The organism is Eubacterium sulci ATCC 35585, from assembly GCA_001189495.1.
Lineage (GTDB): Bacteria > Bacillota > Clostridia > Peptostreptococcales > Anaerovoracaceae > Eubacterium_B > Eubacterium_B sulci.
Genome location: CP012068.1, coordinates 1389229 through 1413479, shown reverse-complemented (window position 1 = coordinate 1413479; position 24251 = coordinate 1389229). Strand labels below are relative to the sequence as shown.

Sequence of the window (24251 nt, the reverse complement as noted above, 5' to 3'; positions counted from 1 at the left end):
TTAAACTACAGTTAATGGGAGGGATTAATGAAGTTACCTGATAGAAATGAAAAATATCAACAGATACTTTTGTATGTACTACTTGGAGCATTTAGCATCTTAGTTATGCTCTTTTTGCTGCTTAATATCGGCGTGATAGTGCCAAAGGGAATGAGTTTTATTTCGACATTTTTCTCGCTGATTTCACCATTTATAGTCGGACTTGCAATAGTTTATCTGCTAAATCCAATTGTAAACCGTATAGAAAAGATACTTTACAAAAGCTTTGGAATCATTTTAAAAAGCAAGAAAGACAAGCTATCATTTAGAAGCTTATCAGTCTTGATTACATACCTTATAGTTGCAGGATGCATTTTCCTGATTCTATCTGCAATCATATCATCTATTGCTAAAGAAATACAATTAGCTGATACCGATAGCCTCAAGAACATAGCGCTTTCGCTTCTAAACTCAGGCAAGGAGTTCATCAAAGCTGTAACGAGCAAGCTTGATCAGTTTGGCATCAAGTCTGCAAATCTAAGCGAGTATCAGCATAAGCTGATTAGCTGGATAAATGACAGCACTACAAGTATCGCAAGCGGTGCCTTCTCGTTTGTATCAAATGTAGGAAGCGCAATATCAAAGTTCTTAATCGCTATGGTTCTATCAATATATGTGCTTATCGACTTAGATAATCTGAAAAAATACTGGCAGAAGGTTGCGGGAGCACTGCTAGGAAACCGCAGCTATGGTGCCGTATCAACTTTCCTTAAGGATGCAGACTACTGTTTCTCAGGCTATATCAAAGGCCAGTTCCTAGATGCCTGTGTAATGGCTGTACTAGTTAGTGTAGGACTTTCAATAGTAAATGTAAAATACAGCATCTTAATAGGTATCCTAACGGGAATTGGAAACCTAATCCCTTATGTAGGACCAATATTTGCCTATGGCGGAACAACCCTAGCTTGCATAGTTGATGGGGACTTCAAAAAGATGGTAATCGGACTTATTGTGGTTTTGGTTATCCAGGGACTAGATGGAAACTTTATAAATCCTAAGCTATTATCAAACAGTATTTCGGTAAATCCTATACTTGTAATTATAGCTCTTTTGATAGGAGCATCACTTGGAGGACTTTTAGGAATGCTAACAGCGGTTCCGATGGCAGCCCTATTGAAGAAAGAATTTGATAGATTCATAGCTTGGCGCGAGGCCAAGAAACTAGAAAAGTCAGGAGAAGTACAATGACGCTGACACAGATAAACTATGTTATAAAAATAGTTGAATGTGGCTCCATGAACAAGGCTGCTGAGCAGCTTTATGTGGCCCAGCCATCTTTGACGGGTGCAATCAAAGAGCTAGAGAAGGAGCTTGGCTTTAGCCTATTTAATCGTAGTGGTAAGGGCGTGAGCCTAACACCTGATGGCGTAGAATTTTTGATGTACGCAAAGGAGGTCTATGGTAGCTACGAGACCTTGATGGAAAAGTACGGCGATGGCGCAAAGATAAAGAAGAAGTTTGGCGTTTCGACTCAGCACTATTCTTTTGCGATAAAGGCATTTGTAGAGATGGTAAAGAGCTTTGATACGGCAGAATATGAGTTTGCAATTCGAGAGACTCAAACTAGAACTGTTATCTCTGATGTTGCTAATCTCAGAAGTGAGATAGGACTCCTTTATATGAGTGACTTTAATCGCAAGGCTTTGATGAAGCTACTTAATGCCTCAAATATAAGCTTTACCAAGCTCATAGACTGCGATGCCTTCGTATATCTGTGGAAGGGTCATCCCCTAGCCAATGAAAAGTCGATTAACTTCGACCAGCTAAAGGACTATCCTTGCCTTTCTTTTGAGCAGGGGGAGAACAGCTCGTTCTACTTTGCTGAGGAAATTCTAACAACAAACGAGTATCCTAGAACCATCAAAGCTAACGACCGTGCAACCATGCTGAATCTAATGATAGGCCTAAACGGTTACACGCTTTGTTCAGGAATCATTTGCGAGGAACTAAATGGAGATGACTATATAGCTGTTCCTTACGAGGATAAGCAAAATCCGAACAGCGTTATGGAGATTGGATATATCAAGAAAAAGGGTGTAAGCTTAAGCCATACAGGAGATGAATACATAGAGCATCTCAAGAAATATCTAGGTGTTACAGAGTAGTCCTAAAATATGAGCAAAACAAAATCGGTGCCTTGCAGCACCGATTTTTTGTTATCTTAATGTGAATTTCTATTTAGCTGATTCGCTATCAGTACCCTGATTTTCCTCAACGATTCTTAGGTAATCTGAGTATTCACTATCTAGTGGATTCTCGTACGGAGCTTCCTTAGTTGTCTTAGCAACTGCGTTGTTACCCTTTGTTAGAGAAATCATTGTTCCAGCACCACCGACGCATCCGCCTGGGCAACCCATTCCCTCAAGTAGGTATCCATCGTACTTACCTTGCTTAGCAGCCTGAAGAAGCTTACGGCAGTTTGCGAGACCGTCAGCGTTTGCAATCTTCATTTCTCTTTCTGGCTCTAGCCTAGAAATTACCTGAACTACAGCGTTAGCTACACCACCGCTTACGGCGAAGTTTCTTCCTGCTGAGCTTCCGGTTGCTGTTTCATTTTCGTCAACCTCTACCTTCTTAGGATCGATTCCTCTTGAGTCGAACATTCCGATTACTTCCTCGAATGTAAGAACGAAGTCGATATATGGTCTGATATTTTCTCTTGTTGCCTCAATCTTCTTAGCAGCGCATGGTCCGATGAATGCAACCTTACATCCTGGGTGCTGCTCCTTAAGAACCATACCTGTTAGTGTCATAGGTGTAAGAGCCATTGAGATGTGTCCCTGTAGCTCTGGGAATAGCTTTTCTGCCATGCCTGACCATGATGGGCAGCATGATGTTGCAAGGAAAGGAATCTCTGCTGGAACGTTCTCTAGGAAGTCGTGAGCCTCCTGAATTGTACAAAGGTCAGCACCTACAGCTACATCAAGTACATCTGTAAAGCCAAGCTCTCTAAGAGCAACCTTTAGTTGTTCCATTGTGATACCGTTTCCGAACTGTCCCGCAACAGCAGGTGCAACTGCAGCATATACTGGTGTATCGCTTTTGATTGCTGTAATAGTCTGGAATAGCTGTGCCTTATCTACGATAGCACCAAATGGGCAGTGTGTTAGACACATTCCGCATCCTACGCACTTATCTTCGTCTATGTCTGCGCGACCGTATTCGTCTGAGCTGATTGCATCCATTCCGCATACAGCAGCACATGGTCTTTCCATCTTGATGATAGCATTGTATGGACAGGCAGTTACGCATCTTCCACACTTGATACAATTGTCCTGGTCGATGAAAGATTTACCGTTGATAATATCAACAGCATTCTTAGGACAGACTTCAGTACATGGGTGAGCAATACAACCCTGACACATGTCAGTAACCTTGATGAGCTTCTCTGGGCACTGATGACATGCAAACTTGATGATGTTGATCAGTGGAGCCTTATAGTAGTTTTCGCCCTTTACGATTTCGTCAATACCTGTTGTGATTGAGATGTGCTCTCTTGCTGGCTGAATATCTAGTCCAAGAGCTGCACGAATTCTTTCTCCGAGGATAGCTCTCTCTAAGAATACGCTCTCTCTGATTGATGCTATTTCGCCAGGAAGAATCTCAAATGGAATTTCTACGATTTCACTAAGATCACGATCTTCGTACGCAAGATTTGCTACTGCAGAGAAAACCTGACGGCGCAAATTATTAATTCTTGTGTATATGTCACGCATGTTTAAAAACCTCCGATGTATAATGAATACAATTTTACTTATAAATTAAATTTAAACCCTACATATCATACTATATTTTCATGTGCATGGGAACCCCATTTTAAATAATTTTGATAGGAATTTAACAATGATAAAATTCGATTGTATCAGAATACTTAAACGCTGATTTCTAGTGCGTCTGGAGCAAAGATAACAACAGTATTTTTTGAAATATTTAGATAGGCATTTGAGGCTTTGAAATACTTTTTTTGCGTGCCTTTTAACCCTGCCGAAGAAGCAGGATTTTTTGCATCAAAATTTGGACCTGAGCTTGAGACGGAATCAGCCCTTTGAGTAGGTGGCTCGTTAATGCTGATTACTCCGTCCTTTATGCTCTTTGTCGTATCGCAATGATGGGGCATGAAACATTCCTGCCCCTCTGCATCTTTGATTGTCAGCGAAAGAACATCGCCTGAGTATATTATTTTCTTGTCTGTCTTTATCTCTAGGAGCATGGTATGGCTATTTTTCATTTTCGTACCTTTGTACCACTTCTTCAATTTCTCCTGCATAGAGGAACATGGACTCTGGAATATGGTCGTATTTGCCGTCGAGTATCTCGCGGAATCCTCGGATTGTTTCTGCTAGAGGAACGTATTTTCCTTGCATTCCTGTAAACTGTTCAGCAACTGCAAATGGCTGAGAAAGGAATCTCTGGAGCCTGCGGGCTCTTGCAACTGTCAGCTTATCCTCTTCAGAAAGTTCATCCATTCCAAGGATGGCGATGATGTCCTGAAGATCTTTGTATCTTTGCAAAACTGCCTGTACATCTCTTGCTGTATGATAATGCTCCTCGCCCAAGATGAGCGGATCCATGATTCTAGAGGACGATTCGAGCGGATCAACGGCAGGGTAGATTCCAAGCTCTGTAATAGCTCTCGATAAAACTGTTGTTGCATCGAGGTGAGAAAATGTCGTTGCCGGTGCTGGGTCAGTAAGGTCATCAGCAGGAACGTATACAGCCTGAACTGAGGTTATGGAGCCATTTGATGTGGATGTGATTCTCTCCTGAAGCGCACCCATCTCGGTAGCTAGAGTTGGCTGATAGCCTACAGCTGAAGGTATTCTACCTAACAAGGCCGATACCTCAGAGCCAGCCTGAGTAAATCTGAAAATATTATCTATGAACAAAAGAACGTCTTGGTGCTCTCTATCCCTAAAGTGTTCAGCCATAGTGAGGCCTGTTAGGGCGACTCTCATTCTTGCTCCTGGTGGCTCATTCATCTGTCCAAAAACCATGGCGGTTTTGTCTATTACACCAGACTCTTGCATTTCGTTATATAGGTCATTTCCCTCGCGAGTTCTCTCTCCAACACCTGCAAATACGGAAATTCCTCCATGCTCTTTGGCTATATTGTTAATTAGCTCCTGAATGAGAACTGTTTTTCCAACTCCTGCACCGCCGAAAAGTCCAACCTTACCGCCCTTGGTGTAAGGTGCGAGAAGGTCTATAACCTTGATTCCTGTCTCATATATCTGTGTAGAGGTTTCCTGCTGAGAGTACTCTGGAGAAGGAAGGTGTATAGGTTTTTTCGGTGCATCATCTGGTGCTGGAATTCCGTCTATTGGCTCGCCTAAAACATTGAAAAGTCTGCCCAAAACATCATTACCAACTGGAACCTCGATAGGTGCTCCTGTGTTTATAGCCTTAAGTCCGCGCTTCATACCGTCGGTAGAGGAAAGGGCAATACATCTAACCGTGCTATCGCCAACATGCTGAGCAACTTCAGCTACAACAATATGATCTTCCATTTCAATTTTGATAGCATCAAGAAGCTGTGGCATCTCGCTATCTTCAAACTGAATGTCTATTACCGGACCTATAATTCGTTTTACAATTCCTGTATTCAAGTTATTCACCTATTTTCTTTTGGACCTTTTTCATCTTCTGTGATTCGTGGCCGACTATGATTTCTATCATCTCGCCAGTTATTGCGTTTTGACGAGCGGTGTGATATTTGTTCGAAAGAGTCTCTATCATCTTGAGCGCGTTGTCGTTTGCGTTCTTCATAGCAATACGCCTTGCTGCGTGTTCGCACAGCGTTGCCTCAGCGATATACCTAAGTATTTTCATCGATAGATAAGACCTTGCTATTTCATCAAAATATGCATGGTCATTATCGTGCTCAAAGAAGCTTGTATTACCTATATCACCATCTCCGCCTGGACCTATCTTTTCGAGAGGAAAAAGAAGCTTCGTGTCGATATCAAAGGCTATCGGATTTCTGTATTTAGTGTAGACTATTTTAATCTTTGATATTTCGCTTTTGCGATAGATCTCAAGCACTGCTGATGAAAGCTTTAGAATTTGATTAAATGTTAGCTCATGTGCATGATCAGCGTATATATCGGAAAATTTCTCTACCTCAAAGATATCAAGACCGTGCTTAATGCAGTAGTTAAAGCCCTTATCACCTAAAGGCACAAAGACAGTACCCGCATTTTCATTCATCTCAGCAGCATGCTTTATCAAGCTCGAGTTATATCCTCCACATAGTCCCTTACATGATGTAATCAAAATGCACAGCTCCTTGACAGGATCCTCGCAGGAGTGTGGCACTATACCTACCTCAAACTGCCTCATATCTAGGCGCTTTTCGTAGTAGACCTCTGGCGCTATGTCGCAGGTTAGAATCTGAGCGAATTTTGATATCAAAGGTTCAATGTGATCCTTTGCATAGGTCAGATGGTCTGTGGATTGCTTGAGCCTGGCAGCTGAGATGAGCTTCATGGCACCTGTTATCTTCTCGGTGTTTTTGACGCTGTTTATATGTCTCTTAATCGCCTGAATTTGCTCAGCCAATATATTTACCTTCTTTCTTGCATTCCTCTATGCCCTGTATCAAAAGTTTTTCCGTTTCAGCAGACATATTGCCTGTAGCCACGATCTCCTGGCTTATCTCTGGATATTTCATAGCCATAAACTCATATAGACTATCCTCAAAGGAGGCTATGCGCTCTAGCTCAATATCATTTAGGTAGCCGTTTATTGCAGCGTATATTATCATGATTTGGTTTTCGACTGAGATAGGGGAGTACTGTTTCTGCTTGAGTATCTCCATTAGTCTCTTGCCGCTCTCAAGACGCTTTGTGGTATCTGAGTCTATATCTGAGCCAAACTGAGCAAAGCTTTGAAGCTCGCGAAACTGGGCGAGAATGAGCTTCATTGTACCTGAAACCTTTTTCATCGCCTTAATTTGGGCATTTCCTCCGACACGGGAAACAGATATTCCTGCATTTACTGCTGGAATCTGACCAGAGAAAAAGAGATTGCTCTCTAGGAATATCTGTCCATCTGTGATGGAGATTACATTTGTTGGGATGTAGGCAGACACGTCACCTGACTGGGTTTCTATTATTGGAAGGGCTGTGATTGAGCCTCCTCCAAGTTCGTCAGATAGCTTAGCAGCACGCTCCAAAAGTCTGCTGTGCAGATAGAAGACATCTCCTGGGTAGGCTTCACGTCCTGGTGGTCTGCGGAGCAATAGGGACATGGCTCTGTAGGCCACGGCGTGCTTTGATAGGTCATCGTAAACTATCAAAACGTCCTTTCCCTTGTGCATAAAATACTCTGCAATTGCACAGCCTGAATATGGAGCGATGTACTGTATTGGAGCAGCTTCGCTTGCGGTAGCAGAGATTATGATGGTATGCGACATTGCATCGTGGTCCTCTAGAGTCTTTGCAATTTGTGCAACCGTTGACTTTCTCTGACCTATGGCAACGTAGATGCATATTACGTTCTGCTTTTTTTGATTTATTATAGTGTCTATGGCGATTGCGGTTTTACCGGTTTGCCTGTCTCCGATAATCAGCTCTCTTTGACCTTTGCCTATCGGTATCATGGCGTCTATGGCTTTAATACCAGTCTGAAGAGGCTGGTATACTGAGCGTCTGTCGAGAACTCCTGGAGCATCGCTTTCGAGGTGCCTTGCCTCGCTACAGATAATCTTTCCCTTATCGTCTATTGCGCTTCCGAGAGGATCGATTACTCGTCCAAGAAGCTCTTCGCCTACTGGGACCTCCATGGCTCTACCTGTAGGTCTAACTATGTCTCCCTGCCTAATTCCGCGGTCTGAGCCTATGATTACAGCGCCGACCATGTCGTCGTCAAGGTTCATGGCCATTCCGTAGCTGCCATTTGGGAATTCTAAAAGTTCACCAGCAAAGCAGGATTTTAGGCCGTCTATATGAGCAACGCCGTCGCCAACCTCGATAACCTGACCGAAATCGGTTATCTCAAGCTCTGAGGTAAAGCTTTCTATTTTGTCCTTTATATTACTTAGGATTTCATCAGTATTAATTTTCATGCGCATCTCCAATTAATTAGAATTAGTATTGTAAGACAGGTGCAGGCGCATATCCTCCATACGCTTGCGTATCGAAGCATCTATAAGCTTATCGTCGATGGAGATGATGAAGCCACCGATGATTTTTTCGTCTATGCGATTTGTCAAAACACAGTCCTTTTTGATAAGGTTAGAGGTCTGTATTTCCATCCTCTGAATTGTTTCACGGTCAAGAGGTATAGCCGAGTAAACTATACCTTTGATTTTGTTTTCTTCTCTTTTATCAAATATGCGAAGACCCTCACTTAGGGCTTCGATAAAGGCATACATTTCCTCTTGTTCGTGCAGGGTGCGCTTTTCTAATGCGTAGGTATGTAGGTCACGATACTCACCATTAGTCTCTTTGATGAGATTGCGTAAATCTCGTAGGCTTTCTGTGGCTCTATCTAGCTGCTCGCAGAGTGCCTCTAAATTATTGCTATTTTTCTGTTTCACTGTTTGCCTCTGATCTACTGATTATTTCATCTATTACTGAAGCCTGAGCATCGGCGTCAAGCTTGTTCTCCAAAATCTTTTCAGCGACCTGAACTGCAAGTTCGCTGGCTTCGTTGTGGATTTCTTTTCTCGCCGCAGCTTTTTCTCTTTCAATCTGAATTCTTGATTTCTCACGAATGTCAGCAGCTTCTTTGCGGGCTTCGTCTAATACAGAGTCTGCCTGAATCTTTGCGTTTTCCATTGCACCTGCAATTATTGTACGCTTTTCTTTTTCGGCACCAGCGAGTATTTCGTTGTATTTATCAAGTTTTTTGCGGGCTTGATTTTCGGCTTCGTCTGCCTTTTGGAATTGCTCCTCGACCTGTGCTTTTCGTTCATCCATGAACTTCTTTACCTTTTCGAAGAAAAAATGCTTTAATATCAAAATGAGAACTAAAACAGTAATAACCGAAAAGATAAGATTCCAGTTTATAGTAAGCAGGTCTTGGTGTTTATTAATATCCAAAGTTCGTGCCTCCTTCAGGAATTTAAGTTACAATTTATTGCTTAGCATTATAGCAATTACAAATGTCAAAATACCTATGGTCTCCATGAGCGCCATGCCTACAATCATAGCGGTCTGAATCTTGCTTGTAGCTTCAGGTTGTCTTGAAATACCTTCCAGCCCCTTGCTCAATCCAATACCCTGGCCTAGGCCAATGCCAAGTGCTGCAAGTCCCATTGCTAAACCGATTCCAATAAATTCCATTGATTCTCCTCCTAAAGTTCTTCTCTATTTTCATTATTGCTTACTGTAGCTGTAATCTTCATAGCTGCGGCAAGATTAATAACGGTCAAAATTATAAATATAAAGGTCTGAATTGCCGGCTCTGCTATGTCAAAGATAGCATTCAGAGGTATAACTGTGATAGCGCGTAAAAATGGCACATCGCTGAAAAAATTACTGAGCTTTGTCATGAGGTGCATCCATAGCTCGACTATGATGTAGCCTCCTAAGATATTACCGAAGATACGAAGCCCAAGCGAAATAGGGAGGGAAATTTCTTCTAAGATTTTGAGTGGCAGCATGAAGACATATGGTTCGCACATGTGCTTTAGTCTGCCTCTAAAGCCGTGAACCCTTGTTGAATTAAAAATGATCATCACCATCGTCATAATGGATAGTGCAAAGGCAACATTAAGGTCTGCAGTTATCGGTCTTACACCGAAAACACCTAGTGAGCTTGCACAAAATACGAAGGCAAGAAGAGTACCTATATATGGGGCAAAGTTAGAATTAGCTTTTCCCATATGTTTTTCTGTGAACTTATAAACCCATTCGACTATAAATTCCGCAAAGACCTGCTTGCCACGCGGGACAGTCTCAAGCCTACTACCTAGCCATATTCCCAGTATTGCGAGAAAGGCGGCTATCAAGATTCCGAATAGGGTACTTTCGGTAATGAAAAGCTTACCGTCGCCAAAACTAAATATTATCCTGGCACCTAATTCATTTATGTTTAACAAAACAAAGGCCTCCTTTTAATCCGAATTCAACAAAGATAACTAAGCTAAAGCCTGTGATGACTATAGCGAAGAGGAGCACGGACTGAAAGCCTATCTGCGTACAGACCCATGCGCCAAATATGTAGATGAGCAACCTGAATATCATAAACTGTACCGCAAGAAGACGATTGAAACTAAACAACCATCGAACGGTCAAATTTAGAAGAAACCAGTTTGTGAGTGCTATCAGATATCCGATTAATATACCGCCAATCGCTAGAATTAAATTTGACGAAATTATCAGACATATAATAGTGCAGATAGCACAATACAGGCTGAACGGTATTAAAACACCTAAAGCATTACGATTAATATTCATATTTGATTAATGCATCCTATATTTAATATAGGATTCCTGAATTACTTTGATAAAAAAGTTAACTACAGAAACAACGGAATTAAATTTGTTTTTCGCGCTAAAATGATGCGCGTTTTTTAGAATAAAACAAGTATTAAACTTAATACAATTTTAACATAGCAGAAAAGAGGTGTAAAGAATAAATACTCTGAAAAGCTTGTATACATTAATGATTCGTGCACAAGTATGTAAATATTGTAAAACAATTTCAAAATGTGGTAGACTAGATATGAATTTTGATGGACGATAACTAGGTCAGAGAAAAGGTTACAGATGGAAAAATTGGTTTTTATCGGAATGCTAGTGTTCTTGGCATTTGTGTTTATTGGAATATTGTTTTGGCTGCGTTTTAGAATGAAGAACACCTTTGAGAACGGTGTTCCAGTGTACGATGCCCCAGCAAATAATCAGACTAGGACGAGTAAGCTAAGCGTAGGAGAGTATGCAGTTCACATAGTTTTAATACTAATTAGCGCTGTAATTGCCTTTAGGGTCATGAGCATGTTCCGTCATGGGGCGGCGCCAATTGGTGCTGCTATAATCACGCCTTCTATAATGTCGCTTTTCAATGCACGAAGGAGAACCGGGAAATCTTGGATAGGTATCGTTGCAGTGCTTATGGTATTCGTGTTTTTGATGTTTGTATATATAATTATAGGTCTACCTGATAACGCACCTCCACTTAAAATTGACGGAACGGAAATTCATCTTACAGAGACTAAGATTTCGGATTTGATAGACAAGGGGTTTGAAATCTATGTGTCAAATGATAGACATGATTATCCTAATTATAACGAGCTTTTGACAACGGGAAGCTATTCTAAATACCAAGGATCTGGGGTTAGCGTACCAAGCGGCTTTAAGTCATATGACTCCGCAGTTACGCGATCTACCTATCTTCTTGTAAAGAAGAATGTAGTTCTCGGATGTATAGGTGTATACGGAGATAAGAGGAAGAATACGGAGCTGAAGGACTGTGTAGTTACGCAGGTTTGCTTTGACTCTGAATGCACAGCTGTTGCCAAAAAATATGGAATTTCATATAATATAGATGGTATAGATTTGCTAAAGAAGCTTGACGAAAACGAGTTCACGAAAGTATTTGGGAAAAAAATATGGCTGACTCCAAGCGAGCCAAGAGATGAATATTTGGGTCATTATGGCGTGCAGTGGGGAGCAGGTAACAATGAATTCTTTTGGAATCATTATTTTATGAATTTAGAACTTGATTCGAATAATGATATAGTTAATTTTAATTTTAGTTCTAATATTGCAGCTGAGCGATAGAAGAATTAGCAAGGATACTTAGATAAAATGAAAAATAAAAAAACGCTAAACAAGACAAAGTATGCCATTTATCTTCTTGTTGTCCATCTTATATGCATACTTTTCACTATAAGCAAAATAGTGATACCTTCATGGGGTCACTGGTTAGAGACGACACGCTTTCTTTGGACAAGCTTTCCTACCTATGTATGCGTATTAATAGCCATTTTCCCAATGGTATGTTTTTGGCCATATTTGATTAGTGCAGATTTTAAGCCGGGTACAGCAAAGACCTTGCTTGCGACTTTTGGTCTAATAGTAGGTAACGTGACTCTGATTTTGATATATACGACTATTTTGCACAAGGTATTATAGGTATAAAAAAATCCCTTTATAGGGATTTTTTGATTGCTGCAAGCAGCTCGTCATATTCTTCAAATGCTGGAACCTCTGGGTGATCCTTCTTAATTGAGTCTGTGGTTCTGAATAGGAATCCGTACTCGCTCTGCTTAATCATTCCTAGGTCGTTAAAGCTGTCACCTGATGCGATTGTCTCACAACCTGCAAGCTGAAGCGTCTTTACAGTGTTTAGCTTGGAATCTTCTAGTCTCATTTTGATTCCTGTAATCTTGCCATCTGCTGCAACCTCTAGCTCGTTACAAAACAGAGTAGGGTATCCGAGCTTCTTCATCAAAGGCTTTGCGAATTCACTGAATGTGTCACTGATGATTACAACCTGTGTAAGCTCTCTGAGCTCGTTTAGGAACTCGATAGCACCTGGAAGAGGATCTATCTTTTCAATTGTATTTTGAATCTGCTCTAGTCCGAGATTATTTTCTGCCAAGATATCGAGTCTGTATTGCATGAGCTTGTCGTAATCTGGCTCGTCTCTCGTTGTTTTCTTAAGTGCCTCTAGGCCTGTTTCTTCAGCAAAGGCAATCCAAATCTCAGGAACGAGAACGCCTTCTAGATCTAAACAAACTAACTTCATAATTAAATTCTCCTTAGTAAATAACAAAAAATATTGTAGGAATTATAGCATAATATAAATATTTATGCAAGGGCAGGCCTAGCTAAATAAAAAACCTCGGAACTAAATTCCGAGGTTCTTGGTGCGTCATCAGGGGTTCGAACCCTGGACACCCTGATTAAGAGTCAGGTGCTCTGCCAGCTGAGCTAATGACACATATTTGCTTGTCTAACGCAAGGAATATATTACCACAAGGAAATGGGCTTGTCAACGACATTGAGCAAAGTTTTTAACAAAGTTTTTATTCAGATACTAAATCGTTCAATTTTTACGGTCTGCTCCGACAATGATTTTCTTATTTATTTAATGTTGACATTTAAGTTCATAGGTAAAGCAAAGATATTTTATGGAAATTCATGCATAGTTTTTACTCGAAAAGGTTGACATCTAGTTGTATGGGTATTAACATGATAGTGTTGCACAGGCAATAGATGTGCAGCGAGTAGATAATTGAATGCAACTATCTTTGAGGCAGGTGAGAGTCCTGACCGGTGGTATAGTCCACAAACCTTTTTAGGCTGATTCGGTGAAATTCCGAAACCGACGGTATTCCAACATTTGATATTGGCTTGGTTCTGCGAGTTAATACAGCTAGTTGGTTAGTCCGGATGGGAAAAGATGGAATGGATAGATATAGGCTATTTTTGAGTCGGGCGTCATCAGTTCCATCAATTGATGGTAGCTCGGCTTTTTTATGTTCATTTCTTGCCAATGAGCCTTGAGAAAACCGAAGCAATATATTTTGGAGGTATCTCAAATGGAAAGAGATGAAAACGTAATGAATTTAAACAAAGAAAAACACAAGGTATTCACAACAAAAAATATGATTCTTGTTGCGATGTTTGGAGCTATCAGTATGGCTCTTATGATGGTGGATTTTCCTATTCCGATTGCCCCTGGTTTTATGAAGTTTGACTTTGCAGATTTACCTGCTATGCTAGCAACTTTCATGATGGGACCTATAGAGGGTATACTAGTATGTATAGTAAAGCTTGCACTTAGACTTATGATAAGGGGAACAGAGACTGCTTTCGTTGGAGAGCTAGCTAACCTTATCGCAGCTATAGCGTATATGGTTCCTGCCGCACTCATATATCATTTTAAGAGAACTAAGAAGGGTGCAGCTATTGCTCTAACAGTCGGAACAATTACAGTAAGCATAGTATGTGTACTTAGCAACCTATTCTTCATATTCCCAGCATACTCCAAGCTATATGGAATACCAATGGATGCAATTATAGGAATGGGACATGCGATAAACTCACATATTAATAGCTTGGGTTCACTTATGATTTTATCGATACTGCCATTTAACCTAATTAAGTTTGGTGTGGTATCTATAGTGACATTCCTAGTGTATAAGAGACTTAAGCACCTGATTTTCAAGGATGCATAAGATATGTATTCTCACAGTGTCTAAAGCTGAGATTAAGTAAATTAGCCTAAAGTTTTGATTTAGGAATTATAATAATGTGTATAAACCGATAATACTAGTGTAATTATGCTAGGCTTATCGGTTTTTGATTGTAAAATGTAAAAAACTAGAAGTTTTCTATTGTAGAAAGGGCTATAATGCTATATTATTAAAAGGAAATTTATCGCTCGGAGGAATTCATGAGATATAGTGAAATGTCAAGAGAAGAGTTGTTAGATGAAAAAAACAGACTCGAAATAAAGTTCAAGGCACTTAAAGAAAAGAACCTTAATCTTAACATGGCAAGAGGAAAGCCTGGTAAGAGTCAGCTTAATCTCGTAAGTGGGCTTTTGGATATTTTGGTAGAACCTTCTGAGTGCGAACTCGGAAATGTAGACATAAGAAACTACGGTGAACTTTCGGGAATGCCTGAAGCTAAGAAGTACTTTTCGGAGATTCTCGGCGTTAAGGAAAACGAGTGTTTCATTGGTGGAAACGCGAGTCTTCAGCTAATGTATATGGCTGTTAGCGAAGCGTTTACAAATGGCCTTCTGAATAGCGAAAAACCATGGTTTAAGCTGGATAAGATAAAGTGGCTATGCCCTGTTCCTGGATATGATAGGCACTTTAAGATTACCGAAAAACTAGGCTTTGAGATGATAAATATACCTATGCTAAAGACGGGTCCTGATATGGATCTTGTTGAGGAGCTGGTTAAGGATGAGAGCGTCAAGGGTATGTGGAACGTGCCTAAGTTTTCAAATCCGCAAGGCATAATATATAGCGAAGAAACCGTGAGAAGACTAGCAGCACTCAAGCCTGCAGCTAAGGACTTTATGCTAATGTGGGACAATGCTTACTGCATCCACGAATTTGATGGGGACTTTGTAGAATTTCCAGATATAATTGGACTCTGTAAGGAGTATGGAAATGCAGACATGGCATATGAGTTTGCTTCAACATCAAAGGTGACATTCCCTGGAGCCGGTATATCGGTTATGGCATCAAGCGAGGCGAATATCAAATATCTGACAAAGAGCTTCGGTGTTCAGGTTATAAGCTTTGATAAGGTTAACCAGATAAGGCATGTCAAGTTCCTTAAGGATAAGGCAAATACTCTCGCTTTGATGAGAGAGCATGCTAAGATTATGAAGCCAAAGTTTGATACGGTCATCAAGTATCTAGATAGAGAAATTGCTCCGCTTGGAATTGGCAGCTGGGTGGTTCCTAAGGGAGGATACTTTGTGAGCTATGAAGCTATGGAACATACAGCAAAGCGCGTGCTCGAGCTTGCTAAGGAGGCTGGTGTTGAGATGACGCCTGCGGGAGCAACATTCCCATGCGGAAAGGATCCTCAAGATAGCAATATCCGAATAGCACCTTCGCTTCCTCCAGTAGAAGAGCTTGAGGATGCCATGGATGTATTCTGCGTTTGTGCAAAGCTTGCAGCATTAGAAAAATTAGTCTAATCTTTTATATTTGAGAGGGGTACAATGAATTACATAAAGATAAGATATAAGTTTGATATACTTATTACAAAGATATCGTCTTTTGTAGAGATCCTTGCAGCGATTATAATTGTAATTGTTGCAGCAGGGGTACTTATCAGAATCTGTATAGGTCTGATTGAAGACGGTGGATTTACTAAGATGTCAACAGAAGAGTTTAACAGGCTGCTTGGCGATCTTCTAGTAGTATCTGTAGGTATAGAGTTTGTAAAGCTTTTGATAAGGCATAGATTAGAGGATGTCATAGACGTTATGATGCTTGCAACTGCTAGGCAGATGGTGGTTGAACATTTACCGATGACTTCAATGCTCGTAGCGGTTTGTGCGATAGGAGTATTGTTTGCAATAAGAAGATTCTTGTTTATGGGAAGTGATTTAAACTTCTTCAAAAAGAAGTCTAATAAAACCGAAGAAGAAACGGAAACAAAATAGAAAAAGCAAAGGACCTGACAGTAAAATGAACTGCGGGTCCTTTTTCGTATGTGTGTTTATTTGTTTATAATCTCAACAAAGCTCAAAGCTCTATCAGAACTTGGGAAGACTGCGCGAGCAAAGTTCTTGCCTCCGCCGCCTTTGCCTTCTAGGGAAGGAGCGTATTCCTTTACGAGGGCGCCGCAGTCGTTTTTGCTTGAGAATATGAATACCGTGTTTGTGATATCGTCTATGAGGAAAAGAATATCGTCTATTTCAGGACTCATTGCATTTCCAATCTCCATTATGTCGTTTGAATCTAGGAAATTATACTGCCTTATTCTATCGTTAGACTCTTTCAAATCCAAAATTTCACGTCTTATGAATTCCTTGCTTAAGTGGTAAAGCCTATCTTTGATCTGTCTTGCTTTTTCCTTTTGGGTTTCATATTTTGATAAGAGATTAGTATGGCTTGCTGATAGGTCGTTTTCTAGCTTTGTCATTATATCAAAACGAGTATCGTAGTGAGCTAGAGCTCTTTGTCCTGCTTCGAAGAAGATGCGAAACATACCCTTGTTAGGCTCAATCTTATAAATCTTGACCATCCCAACCTGACCTGCTGTTGATGGGTGGGTTCCGCAGCATGCGACGGAGTCTGCTGGATTAGAGATGTCTCCTATTGTTACAATCGTTATATCATTTTCTAGGCTTAAAGCCTTTCTTAGAGGCATTTTCTCGGCCTCCGCCTTAGTATCAAAGTGGTAAGCAGAGACTTTGGTATTTCCCCATATAACCTTATTTGCCTCTAGTTCTGCCTGCATGGCCATTTCCCAGTTGATTTCACTATAGTTCTCGTCAGCTTCAAGACTTATATCAATAGTCATATAGTCTTCTCCCATATGGAAGCCTCGGTTGACTCCGCCAAAGAGTCTAAAGAAGATTCCAGAAAGGATGTGCTCTCCGCAGTGTCTTTGCATGTTATCAAAACGTCTATCCCAGTCTATCTCTAAACTAACAGTGTCTCCGGTCTCAATACTAGCATCGCATCCCTTTAGAATGTGGTAGACGATATTTTCTTTTTCAAAGACATCTATTACTTCAAATCCATTTATTGTTCCTAAATCACAGCTTTGGCCTCCACCAGTAGGGAAGAAAATAGTGCTATCCAAAACCAGGCAACTTGTATTTTTTGAATGGTTCTTATCAAATTGTAAAACTACTGCGTCAGCAATGCGTCTATATACATCGCTTTGAAAAAGTTTGATGGTTTTCATAAAAAATCCTTCCTTTTTTGCTAGATAATTTGTTTTTTTTAACTGTCAGGCTTTCAAACTATGAACGCTCTACCATTTTTTTCCTAAAGAACAAAACTTTTATTTTTTTTATTATAAAATCTGTGGATAACTTGCTATTGACAAAACAGAAAAACAGAATACTCGTTGAAATATAGCGGTTTTCTTTTAGAAACTTATCCACAGGCAATAAAGGACAAAATTGTATACGATTTTTGTGTTTGCTGTGGATAAGTACTCATATTGTTGAAAAATATGGATTTACTTATGTTGAAAACCTTTGATGGAAAAACGAACAAAGGTTGACATAAAACATATTCAAGGAACTGAGTAAGTTTTTTTAAAAAAACACTACTTAACCCTTATAAAATTCTATAAATTCCCTAAAATCATCCATACCGCTATCGATGAAAGGACCTATAATCTTATCGTCGAATTTAAATCTCTCGATTTTGCCAAGCTTATCATTTCCTCTAAAGTAATCGGATAGGAATAGCACTTTTGATATTATATCGGTATCGCCTGGCTCTGCTGAGGAGACTATAGCTTCTTTTCCATCGATGAAGAATACACTTCCTATTAGATCAGCATCCAGTCTAAAGTGAGGACTGCACACATGGTCGTTATTGTTCCTATATATCATGTATAGCATGCCGTTTTCGTGGGAGTGAGAGTTCACAGTGTGGAATGTCTTGCTTATGAGCTTTGAAAACTCATCCTGACTGCATTTGCACTCTGCTGTCAAAACATAGTCTATTCGGCGAAGCTGCATAGCAGATTCCCAAACAGTGATTTCCATACAAGAAATTACTTTAGCCGACTTAATCACATCTTTCACAACACGAACTTCAGTAATTATGAGGTAAAAAAGACCATCGTCTTCGACTAGAGATTTACATATATACTTTCTTGGACCTGTCTTTTCCACATCATTCTTAAAAAGAGTGGATGGATTGTTTATTTTGAGCCCCTTAGAGAATTCTTCGTATGGGGAAGTTTCGCCATCAGTACTATAAAGGAAGTCATCTGAACAAAGTATGCTAAGAGGAGCCTTATCCTTTCCAACACTGCGCATAATAAAGTAGTTGACTAGCTCATCATCTGACCTTAGTCTAATACATACCTTTGAAAGCGCAGAGATATATGTTTCTTTGTCATCGTCAGCACCTTTAATGGCCTCGCGAAACTGCAGGTAGTCTTCGGGAAACTCAGCACCATATTCTTCGGTTATTCTATCTGCACTTGCTATCAGTGCCCAGCTTTCTTCGGCACTAATTTCGACCCATTCGCCGCCAAGAGCGCCGAACATGGTATTTGCATGAGCTTCTATTTCCTCCTCAGAATCTGTAAATAGTCCAACATAGTCTGCTATGCCATACTCTTCATAGTCGAGGATAAAAAGCTGAGTGAAACGGTGGCCAATCATGTTATATGATAGCATGAGCCCAACCACCCCCATAAGCCTAGTATTAGTTGCCTTAATCTCAAAGCAACTGTTTTTGAGCGAAGCCCTAAGTTCGTCAACCAAAGTAGGAGGCTTGGTTTTCAAACCACCTTCAATAACTGAAAATCTTGGGATGCTACTGTTTATATTATCTTTTTTCAAAAAAATACCTCTTGTTTTTTTATATAATTATAATCGCTTGCACAACAAAATGCAAAGATGCTTATAGTGTACTCAAAAGGTGTATTAGAAGGAAAAATTAGATTTGACTGATTATGGTGAATGTGCTAAAATTTATCTGTTGTACATTATGAGTTCTATCAGAAAGGTTTGAGATTGCACCTTAGGAGATAGCTAAGAGGGAACTCGGTGTAAATCCGAGACGGATTCCGCCACTGTAAATGAAGAGCAGCATTAGGGCAAGCGCAACCATTGGATTTTATCCGAGAAGGTTAATGCTGTATTGAGACATAAGTCAGGAGACCTGCTCGTAATCGAGATTTAAGTGCAGGAAGGCACTTAGTTTATTTTATTGCGGGAAAACGGACTGCAGCTTTTATTTATGTGCTGCGGTCTTTTTTATTGCAGCAGAAAGGAAGAACAAATGGCATACAGAAAACATGGATACAAGAAATTGCTCGCCTTATTGCTGAGCGTTTTCATGATCCTATCGTTGATTCCAACATCAGCTTTTGCTCAAGTACGTGATGCAAATAAAGAAACTGATGGTATCGATGTACAGTTTTCATTTTCACATGATGAAAACTTTGTCGTAGCAAAGAATCATGGTGGCTTATCGAGTAAGCCCATGGCAAAGGAAAGAGTAAAACTAAAATACTTTGATTTAGCAAACTATGGATTAGAAAATTTCTATTTCCATAATGGCTCATACGGTAAAGATGATGAGGTAAAGGGTACAGCAGAAACTGCAAAGGGTCACATTACCTTGCTTCACCTCTACATATATATGGCAGAGGTTTACTACCTAGGCATTGATCCTGATAATGTAGGAGAAGGTGCCCTTAGGGATCATATAGGAACAGAACTCTTTTCTATGAGTGGAAAAGCAGGAAGCATGTATTTTACAGGGTTTCTAAACTTTGATAGCAATCTCAACTACTATGTAAATGGCAAGTTTCCGCAAGCTTCAGAAGGTTGGGGAGCAACGGCAGATCAAATTGAGTTAAATGATGGCGATGACGTTCAGATAGGACATTTTTCAAACACTAACTTCTATGGTAGCAAGCTAGCCGGATTTAATGCACTTAATTGTAAGTCAGAGGTTAATGCAGGTGAACTACTAAACATAACTGCAGAGCGTCATTGGCAGGACATAATGTCTTCAGAAAGCTCCGGAACAGGAATTTTCCAATCAAATGTCAAACAGCTAAAGGTAATAAAAGCATCTGACTTTACTCACGAGAAGCTTAGCGAATGCAATGCACTAAAGACATTAGATAAGAATGAAGATGGTAGCTTTGATCTAGATACGGCTGGTATGGCTACTGGCAGATACTATATCGCTATGGAAGGTCAAATAGATCCAGAGCAGGATAAGGTTGTATCAACACCGGCGGTAGCTATTTTAGATGTAACCGGAGCTGAGGAAGAACAGCCTGAGGAAAAATTCCCGATTACAATAAAAGGCTTGCATTCAAGGCAGATTAAGAGCGGAAAACTCTACACTTTCAAAAATGGTGTTAAGGGAGACAAAAACCTTCTGGAAGGCATCGGTACATCGCCGGATAACTGGGCATTGCAGTATAAGACGGAGCTTCCGGCAGGAGACTACTGGTTCGAAGGCTATGGTCCTAACGATGAGCTGAACGGTGGCATAAAGCTGAGTTTCACAAAAGAAAATAACAGCGTAACTCTGCATAGAATATGGGACTTCAATATAGGAAACTCAGGATGGGTGCAGGACAAAGACTATAAGCTCGATGTCAAGGTGAGCGGAAATGATGGAACTCTCAGAACTATAAGCTTTGGTAAAAATGAGAATAATAAGCTTTCATTCCTATATATGGATAGGGATACAGTAGAGGCAAGTCTGACACCTATAGGAGATAAGGCGAAAACTCATACTAGTACTAAGGTCGTAAAGACCGCAAACGAGACAAACAGCAACACCGATATAAGTGCTACCATGCCTGAAATCACAGATCTAACGATAATTGCACCAAAGGGTTCAAAGGTGTCAGCAGGTTATGGTGATGGTAGAAATTACTATAAGTATAACTTCGTAGAGCCTGAAGTTACAGAAACATCAAATGGAGTTGTAGCAAGATTCAAGATGGCTAAAGGCCAGAGCAAGTATTTCTATCGTGTACAGAATCCTAAGGGTGTTACATACTGGGCATTTCCAAAGAACTTTAATGTTACAGAACCAATCGAAGTTACAGAAAAGGATTTGCATATCGGAGATAGCAGCTATCAGAAGGATACTGTTTACAGATTCAATAAGAATGTTCACGACATGGCAAATGTCTATATCAACATAAATCAAAAGGGTTTCCTTGAGATGGCAGAGGGCGGAAGCTATGAACTAAACTGTGTTAGAAACTGGCAGCCTATAGAAAACTTCATGAACAGCAAAATTGCAATTCCAGACTTCCACTACGAGGTAATAGACGAGAACGGAAATGCTTCAGATGTAGTATCAGTAACAGCAAATAAGAATAATTCGGCTGTAGCAAAGATCAAAGCAAATCATAGCGGAACAGCAATTGTACTCGTAAAATACGATGCAGTAATACACTCAGAAGCTCAAGGAGGAACTGACTTCTCAGCAATCTGGCCAGAACTAACTGGTGTGTTTATGGTTAAAGTTGGCAATAACGATTCATCAATACAGACAAATATGAATATCAATCGTGGGGTCAAGATGATGCCAATCGATGCAGAACATGACACAATTTACTATCTAAAAGGTGAAAATGGTGCAAGCTATTCGTTTAAGCCAGAAGCTGGTAGCACAGTGACTGTCAACAGAAGCGTAGTGGAAGAAAGCCTTAAGTATAAAGGATTCACTAATGATGGTGTTAATACAAATGCAAGTGGTGAAGTTACAGTATCAAAGTTAACAACGGGAAGACATATCATTAAAGTAGAAAAGGATGGTAAGACAACATATCAAGTAATAAATGCAAGAGAGATGAACTATGAAATCCTTGACACAAATGGAAACAAGATAACGGATACAACAAAACTGAAGGCTGGAGATAAGATAAATATCCAGTTCAATGGTCTTTTAAATCCAGTGGAAAAGCTAGCAGGTGTATATAACAGAAATACAACAATTTCATATAAGGATAAGAATGGGAAATCATACAAATCCGTTCCTGGAAGTCCTTTCGGTGTTTACGACTTTAGTGGAAATCCAAAGCAACAGCTAGTTTCATTGACTATTCCAGATAACATCGAAGGAGATGAACTTGAGCTAGTTAACGGTTGCCTAGAGAGCAATGGATTTGGAAGTAATCCAGGATCACATAGAAACCTAACATATTCACAGGGATTGAACCCTAATTTGAACGCAGATACTGTATCAGGAAACCTTAGCAGCTTGCCAAATATTAAAATTAAGCTGGCAAAGAAGTGCAAGGTGGATTTTGTCGGAAGCGGAATAAAGGATGTCGAGGGCGAAAACCCAAGATATTGCTCACAGGGAAGTGAATTAAGCTTTAAGATCAATAAGAAAGAGCTATATAAGTACACAGTAAGTGTTGATGGCACAGAGATTATACCAAATGATCAAGGTGTTTATGAGATTACAGCTAAGCTTACAACCGAAGAGGAACTAACAGTATCGATAGAAAAGACAATCGACGAGGATGCTCTGAATAAGAAGATTGCCGACATAGAAAAAGGTAAGGCGGATGCAGAGCTAAAAGCAGCAGAGGCAGAGAAGGCTCAAAAAGCAGCAGAGGCAAAGGCAGCGGATGCCGAAAAAGCAAAGAATGCAGCTGAAGAAAAGTTAGCAAAAGCTGAAGAGGATAAGAAGCAGGCAGAAGAAAAACTTGTTCAGGCTGAAAGTGAAAAGAAAAAGGCTCAAGATAAGCTTGCATCTGCAGAGGCAGAAAAGGATAAGGCTGTAACTAAGGCAGAAAAAGCAGAAGCAGAAAAGAAATTAGCTGAAGCAAAGGCTGAAAAGGCAGAGGCCGATAAGAAGGTAGCAGAGGCAAGGGCTGAAAAGGCAGAAACTGCTAAGAAGGCAGCAGAAGCAAGAGCAGAAAAAGCTGAAGCTGAACTTAATAATGCTATTGCAAAGGCAGAGAAAGCAGAGGCCGATAAAAGAGCTGCTGAAGCAAAGGTTAAAGAGCTTGCAGAAGAGGTTGAAAGATTAAAGAACGATAAAGATAAGGGCACAGAGAGAATTGCAGGAGAAACTCGTTTTGAAACTTCAATGGCAATAGCGGATAAGCTAAAAGAAAAACTTGGTGTGGAGAAGTTCGATAATATTGTAATTGCAAACGGTGATAACTTTGCGGATGCACTTTCGGCTACATATCTTGCAAAGGTAAAGAATGCTCCTGTTTTGATAGTAAATAAGTCAAGTGCAAATGACATAAGTGCTTATGTAAAAAAGAATGCATCGGAAAATGCAAATATCTATATCATAGGAGGAGAAGATGTCGTATCAAAGCAAATTGCTGATATGATGCCAGGAAAAAAACATAGACTTGAGGGTGGCACAAGATTTGAAACAAATCTAGAGGTTCTTAAGGCATCTGGTGCTCATGGTGAGGATATCGCGCTTTGTAACGCATACAATTTTGCTGATGCACTTTCGGCATCAGCAGCAGGTAAGCCAATAATGCTAGTAGGAAGCAAGCTAAGTGATGATCAGATAGCATACTTAAAAACTCATAACGGCAAGAAGTTCTATTTGATAGGTGGAAGTGATGTTGTTAGCAAAAATGTTGAAAATGCAGTATCAAAGCTTGGCAATGTTGAACGTCTAGAAGGTTCAGATAGGTTTGCTACATCAAGAGTAGTGGCTGAAAAATTCTTTGCAGGAGAACACAAAAAGGTATACTTAACATATGGTCTTAACTTTCCAGATGGCCTTTGTGCAGGTGTATTATGTGCTATTGATAATAGCCCTCTACTTTTAGTAAGTAATAGCAATTTATCTGAAGCAGCTGCGTATATATCTAAGGCAAAGGTTCAAAAGTGCTTTGTATTGGGCGGAGATGATTTGATTTCGAGCGAAGCTGCTAACAAATTACTTAAGAAATAGACTTATATTCCTAATATATAGTTAAACCCAAATACTCCACAAGTCTTAGCTGACTTTAATATGTGAAGTGCAGCACAGAGAGGGCACGAAATAAACTTCGGCCCTCTTTTGCTTTGATTTTGCGTACTTAATATATTAAAATCTCATTTACTTTGCCTTGACA

Annotated in this window: 18 protein-coding genes, 1 tRNA gene, 4 pseudogenes and 1 other annotated feature; of the genes and pseudogenes, 9 read left to right on the top strand and 14 right to left on the bottom strand. The window is 40.1% G+C overall.

Annotated features, from left to right (window positions below; translation table 11 throughout):
- Nucleotides 1–177 precede the first annotated feature (177 nt).
- Both ADJ67_06560 and ADJ67_06555 read left to right on the top strand, forming a co-directional pair.
- Nucleotides 178–1227 (top strand): annotated as a pseudogene (locus ADJ67_06560) (hypothetical protein).
- Nucleotides 1224–2144, top strand: a complete 921-nt coding sequence (locus tag ADJ67_06555; protein AKT47327.1) for a LysR family transcriptional regulator — start codon at nt 1224–1226, stop codon at nt 2142–2144. The pseudogene ADJ67_06560 and the gene ADJ67_06555 overlap by 4 nt, the downstream one beginning before the upstream one ends.
- A 69-nt stretch (nt 2145–2213) precedes the next feature.
- On the opposite strand, the gene ADJ67_06550 is transcribed toward ADJ67_06555, so the two are convergent.
- The 10 genes and pseudogenes from ADJ67_06550 to ADJ67_06505 form a co-directional block, all read right to left on the bottom strand.
- The gene (locus ADJ67_06550; GenBank protein ID AKT47326.1) at nt 2214–3755 is read right to left on the bottom strand and encodes an iron hydrogenase; all 1542 of its coding nucleotides are present in this window, start codon (nt 3753–3755) and stop codon (nt 2214–2216) included.
- A gap of 155 nt (nt 3756–3910) precedes the next feature.
- Nucleotides 3911–4267 (bottom strand): hypothetical protein, encoded by a 357-nt coding sequence (locus ADJ67_06545; GenBank protein ID AKT47325.1) that lies wholly within the window; start codon nt 4265–4267, stop codon nt 3911–3913.
- Nucleotides 4257–5654, bottom strand: a complete 1398-nt coding sequence (locus ADJ67_06540) for an ATP F0F1 synthase subunit beta (protein AKT47324.1) — start codon at nt 5652–5654, stop codon at nt 4257–4259. The genes ADJ67_06545 and ADJ67_06540 overlap by 11 nt, the downstream gene beginning before the upstream one ends.
- Nucleotides 5647–6597, bottom strand: coding sequence for a hypothetical protein (locus tag ADJ67_06535; GenBank protein AKT47323.1), 951 nt, complete (start codon nt 6595–6597; stop codon nt 5647–5649). Before ADJ67_06535 ends, ADJ67_06540 begins: the two co-directional genes overlap by 8 nt.
- Complete coding sequence (locus tag ADJ67_06530; GenBank protein ID AKT47322.1) at nt 6590–8104, bottom strand: ATP F0F1 synthase subunit alpha; 1515 nt, start codon at nt 8102–8104, stop codon at nt 6590–6592. The genes ADJ67_06535 and ADJ67_06530 overlap by 8 nt, the downstream gene beginning before the upstream one ends.
- A gap of 12 nt (nt 8105–8116) precedes the next feature.
- A pseudogene (locus tag ADJ67_06525) lies at nt 8117–8341 on the bottom strand (hypothetical protein).
- A gap of 220 nt (nt 8342–8561) precedes the next feature.
- Nucleotides 8562–9083 (bottom strand): ATP synthase F0 subunit B, encoded by a 522-nt coding sequence (locus ADJ67_06520; protein AKT47321.1) that lies wholly within the window; start codon nt 9081–9083, stop codon nt 8562–8564.
- Between the two features lie 27 nt (nt 9084–9110).
- The gene (locus ADJ67_06515; GenBank protein AKT47320.1) at nt 9111–9326 is read right to left on the bottom strand and encodes an ATP synthase F0 subunit C; all 216 of its coding nucleotides are present in this window, start codon (nt 9324–9326) and stop codon (nt 9111–9113) included.
- 11 nt (nt 9327–9337) lie between these two features.
- Nucleotides 9338–10084 carry an ATP synthase F0 subunit A gene (locus ADJ67_06510; protein ID AKT47319.1) on the bottom strand — a complete coding sequence of 249 codons (747 nt, stop codon included), beginning with the start codon at nt 10082–10084 and terminating at the stop codon, nt 9338–9340.
- Nucleotides 10068–10442 (bottom strand): hypothetical protein, encoded by a 375-nt coding sequence (locus ADJ67_06505; GenBank protein AKT47318.1) that lies wholly within the window; start codon nt 10440–10442, stop codon nt 10068–10070. The genes ADJ67_06510 and ADJ67_06505 overlap by 17 nt, the downstream gene beginning before the upstream one ends.
- 312 nt (nt 10443–10754) lie before the next feature.
- Here ADJ67_06505 and ADJ67_06500 point away from each other — a divergent pair, with 312 nt between their 5' ends.
- Nucleotides 10755–11768, top strand: a complete 1014-nt coding sequence (locus ADJ67_06500; GenBank protein ID AKT47317.1) for a hypothetical protein — start codon at nt 10755–10757, stop codon at nt 11766–11768.
- Nucleotides 11769–11795: 27 nt separating this feature from the next.
- Complete coding sequence (locus ADJ67_06495; protein AKT47316.1) at nt 11796–12122, top strand: hypothetical protein; 327 nt, start codon at nt 11796–11798, stop codon at nt 12120–12122.
- A gap of 16 nt (nt 12123–12138) precedes the next feature.
- Here ADJ67_06495 and ADJ67_06490 read toward each other — a convergent pair whose 3' ends face one another.
- Both ADJ67_06490 and ADJ67_06485 read right to left on the bottom strand, forming a co-directional pair.
- On the bottom strand, nt 12139–12738 hold the full coding sequence (locus tag ADJ67_06490) for a phosphoserine phosphatase (protein ID AKT47315.1): 600 nt from the start codon (nt 12736–12738) through the stop codon (nt 12139–12141).
- Nucleotides 12739–12857: 119 nt separating this feature from the next.
- Nucleotides 12858–12933: transfer RNA gene (locus tag ADJ67_06485), tRNA-Lys, on the bottom strand.
- Here ADJ67_06485 and ADJ67_06480 point away from each other — a divergent pair.
- The 4 genes and pseudogenes from ADJ67_06480 to ADJ67_06465 all read left to right on the top strand — a co-directional run bounded on the left by ADJ67_06480 (nt 12931) and on the right by ADJ67_06465 (nt 16131).
- Nucleotides 12931–13161 (top strand): annotated as a pseudogene (locus tag ADJ67_06480) (hypothetical protein). The gene ADJ67_06485 and the pseudogene ADJ67_06480 sit on opposite strands and share 3 nt — an antisense overlap.
- Nucleotides 13162–13234: 73 nt before the next feature.
- Nucleotides 13235–13366, top strand: a binding site (FMN riboswitch).
- Between the two features lie 189 nt (nt 13367–13555).
- The gene (locus ADJ67_06475) at nt 13556–14173 is read left to right on the top strand and encodes a membrane protein (protein AKT47701.1); all 618 of its coding nucleotides are present in this window, start codon (nt 13556–13558) and stop codon (nt 14171–14173) included.
- A gap of 218 nt (nt 14174–14391) precedes the next feature.
- Nucleotides 14392–15660, top strand: a complete 1269-nt coding sequence (locus tag ADJ67_06470) for an aminotransferase (protein AKT47314.1) — start codon at nt 14392–14394, stop codon at nt 15658–15660.
- Nucleotides 15661–15684: 24 nt separating this feature from the next.
- Nucleotides 15685–16131 (top strand): hypothetical protein, encoded by a 447-nt coding sequence (locus ADJ67_06465; GenBank protein AKT47313.1) that lies wholly within the window; start codon nt 15685–15687, stop codon nt 16129–16131.
- A 323-nt stretch (nt 16132–16454) separates the two neighbouring features.
- Here ADJ67_06465 and ADJ67_06460 read toward each other — a convergent pair.
- Nucleotides 16455–17384 (bottom strand): annotated as a pseudogene (locus ADJ67_06460) (hypothetical protein).
- A 373-nt stretch (nt 17385–17757) separates the two neighbouring features.
- Complete coding sequence (locus ADJ67_06455; protein ID AKT47312.1) at nt 17758–19008, bottom strand: hypothetical protein; 1251 nt, start codon at nt 19006–19008, stop codon at nt 17758–17760.
- A 442-nt stretch (nt 19009–19450) separates the two neighbouring features.
- Here ADJ67_06455 and ADJ67_06450 point away from each other — a divergent pair, with 442 nt between their 5' ends.
- Nucleotides 19451–24088: a hypothetical protein gene (locus ADJ67_06450; protein AKT47311.1), complete on the top strand. Its 4638-nt coding sequence runs from the start codon at nt 19451–19453 to the stop codon at nt 24086–24088.
- The last annotated feature ends 163 nt before the right edge of the window (nt 24089–24251 follow it).

What these genes read in the sequence shown, in the direction of transcription:
- ADJ67_06515 (AKT47320.1), bottom strand. Translation starts at nt 9,326, where the DNA reads ATGGAATTTATTGGAATCGGTTTAGCAATGGGACTTGCAGCACTTGGC.
- ADJ67_06470 (AKT47314.1), top strand. Translation starts at nt 14,392, where the DNA reads ATGAGATATAGTGAAATGTCAAGAGAAGAGTTGTTAGATGAAAAAAAC.
- ADJ67_06465 (AKT47313.1), top strand. Translation starts at nt 15,685, where the DNA reads ATGAATTACATAAAGATAAGATATAAGTTTGATATACTTATTACAAAG.
- ADJ67_06555 (AKT47327.1), top strand. Translation starts at nt 1,224, where the DNA reads ATGACGCTGACACAGATAAACTATGTTATAAAAATAGTTGAATGTGGC.
- ADJ67_06530 (AKT47322.1), bottom strand. Translation starts at nt 8,104, where the DNA reads ATGAAAATTAATACTGATGAAATCCTAAGTAATATAAAGGACAAAATA.
- ADJ67_06550 (AKT47326.1), bottom strand. Translation starts at nt 3,755, where the DNA reads ATGCGTGACATATACACAAGAATTAATAATTTGCGCCGTCAGGTTTTC.
- ADJ67_06495 (AKT47316.1), top strand. Translation starts at nt 11,796, where the DNA reads ATGAAAAATAAAAAAACGCTAAACAAGACAAAGTATGCCATTTATCTT.
- ADJ67_06505 (AKT47318.1), bottom strand. Translation starts at nt 10,442, where the DNA reads ATGAATATTAATCGTAATGCTTTAGGTGTTTTAATACCGTTCAGCCTG.
- ADJ67_06490 (AKT47315.1), bottom strand. Translation starts at nt 12,738, where the DNA reads ATGAAGTTAGTTTGTTTAGATCTAGAAGGCGTTCTCGTTCCTGAGATT.
- ADJ67_06500 (AKT47317.1), top strand. Translation starts at nt 10,755, where the DNA reads ATGGAAAAATTGGTTTTTATCGGAATGCTAGTGTTCTTGGCATTTGTG.
- ADJ67_06475 (AKT47701.1), top strand. Translation starts at nt 13,556, where the DNA reads ATGAATTTAAACAAAGAAAAACACAAGGTATTCACAACAAAAAATATG.
- ADJ67_06450 (AKT47311.1), top strand. Translation starts at nt 19,451, where the DNA reads ATGGCATACAGAAAACATGGATACAAGAAATTGCTCGCCTTATTGCTG.
- ADJ67_06545 (AKT47325.1), bottom strand. Translation starts at nt 4,267, where the DNA reads ATGAAAAATAGCCATACCATGCTCCTAGAGATAAAGACAGACAAGAAA.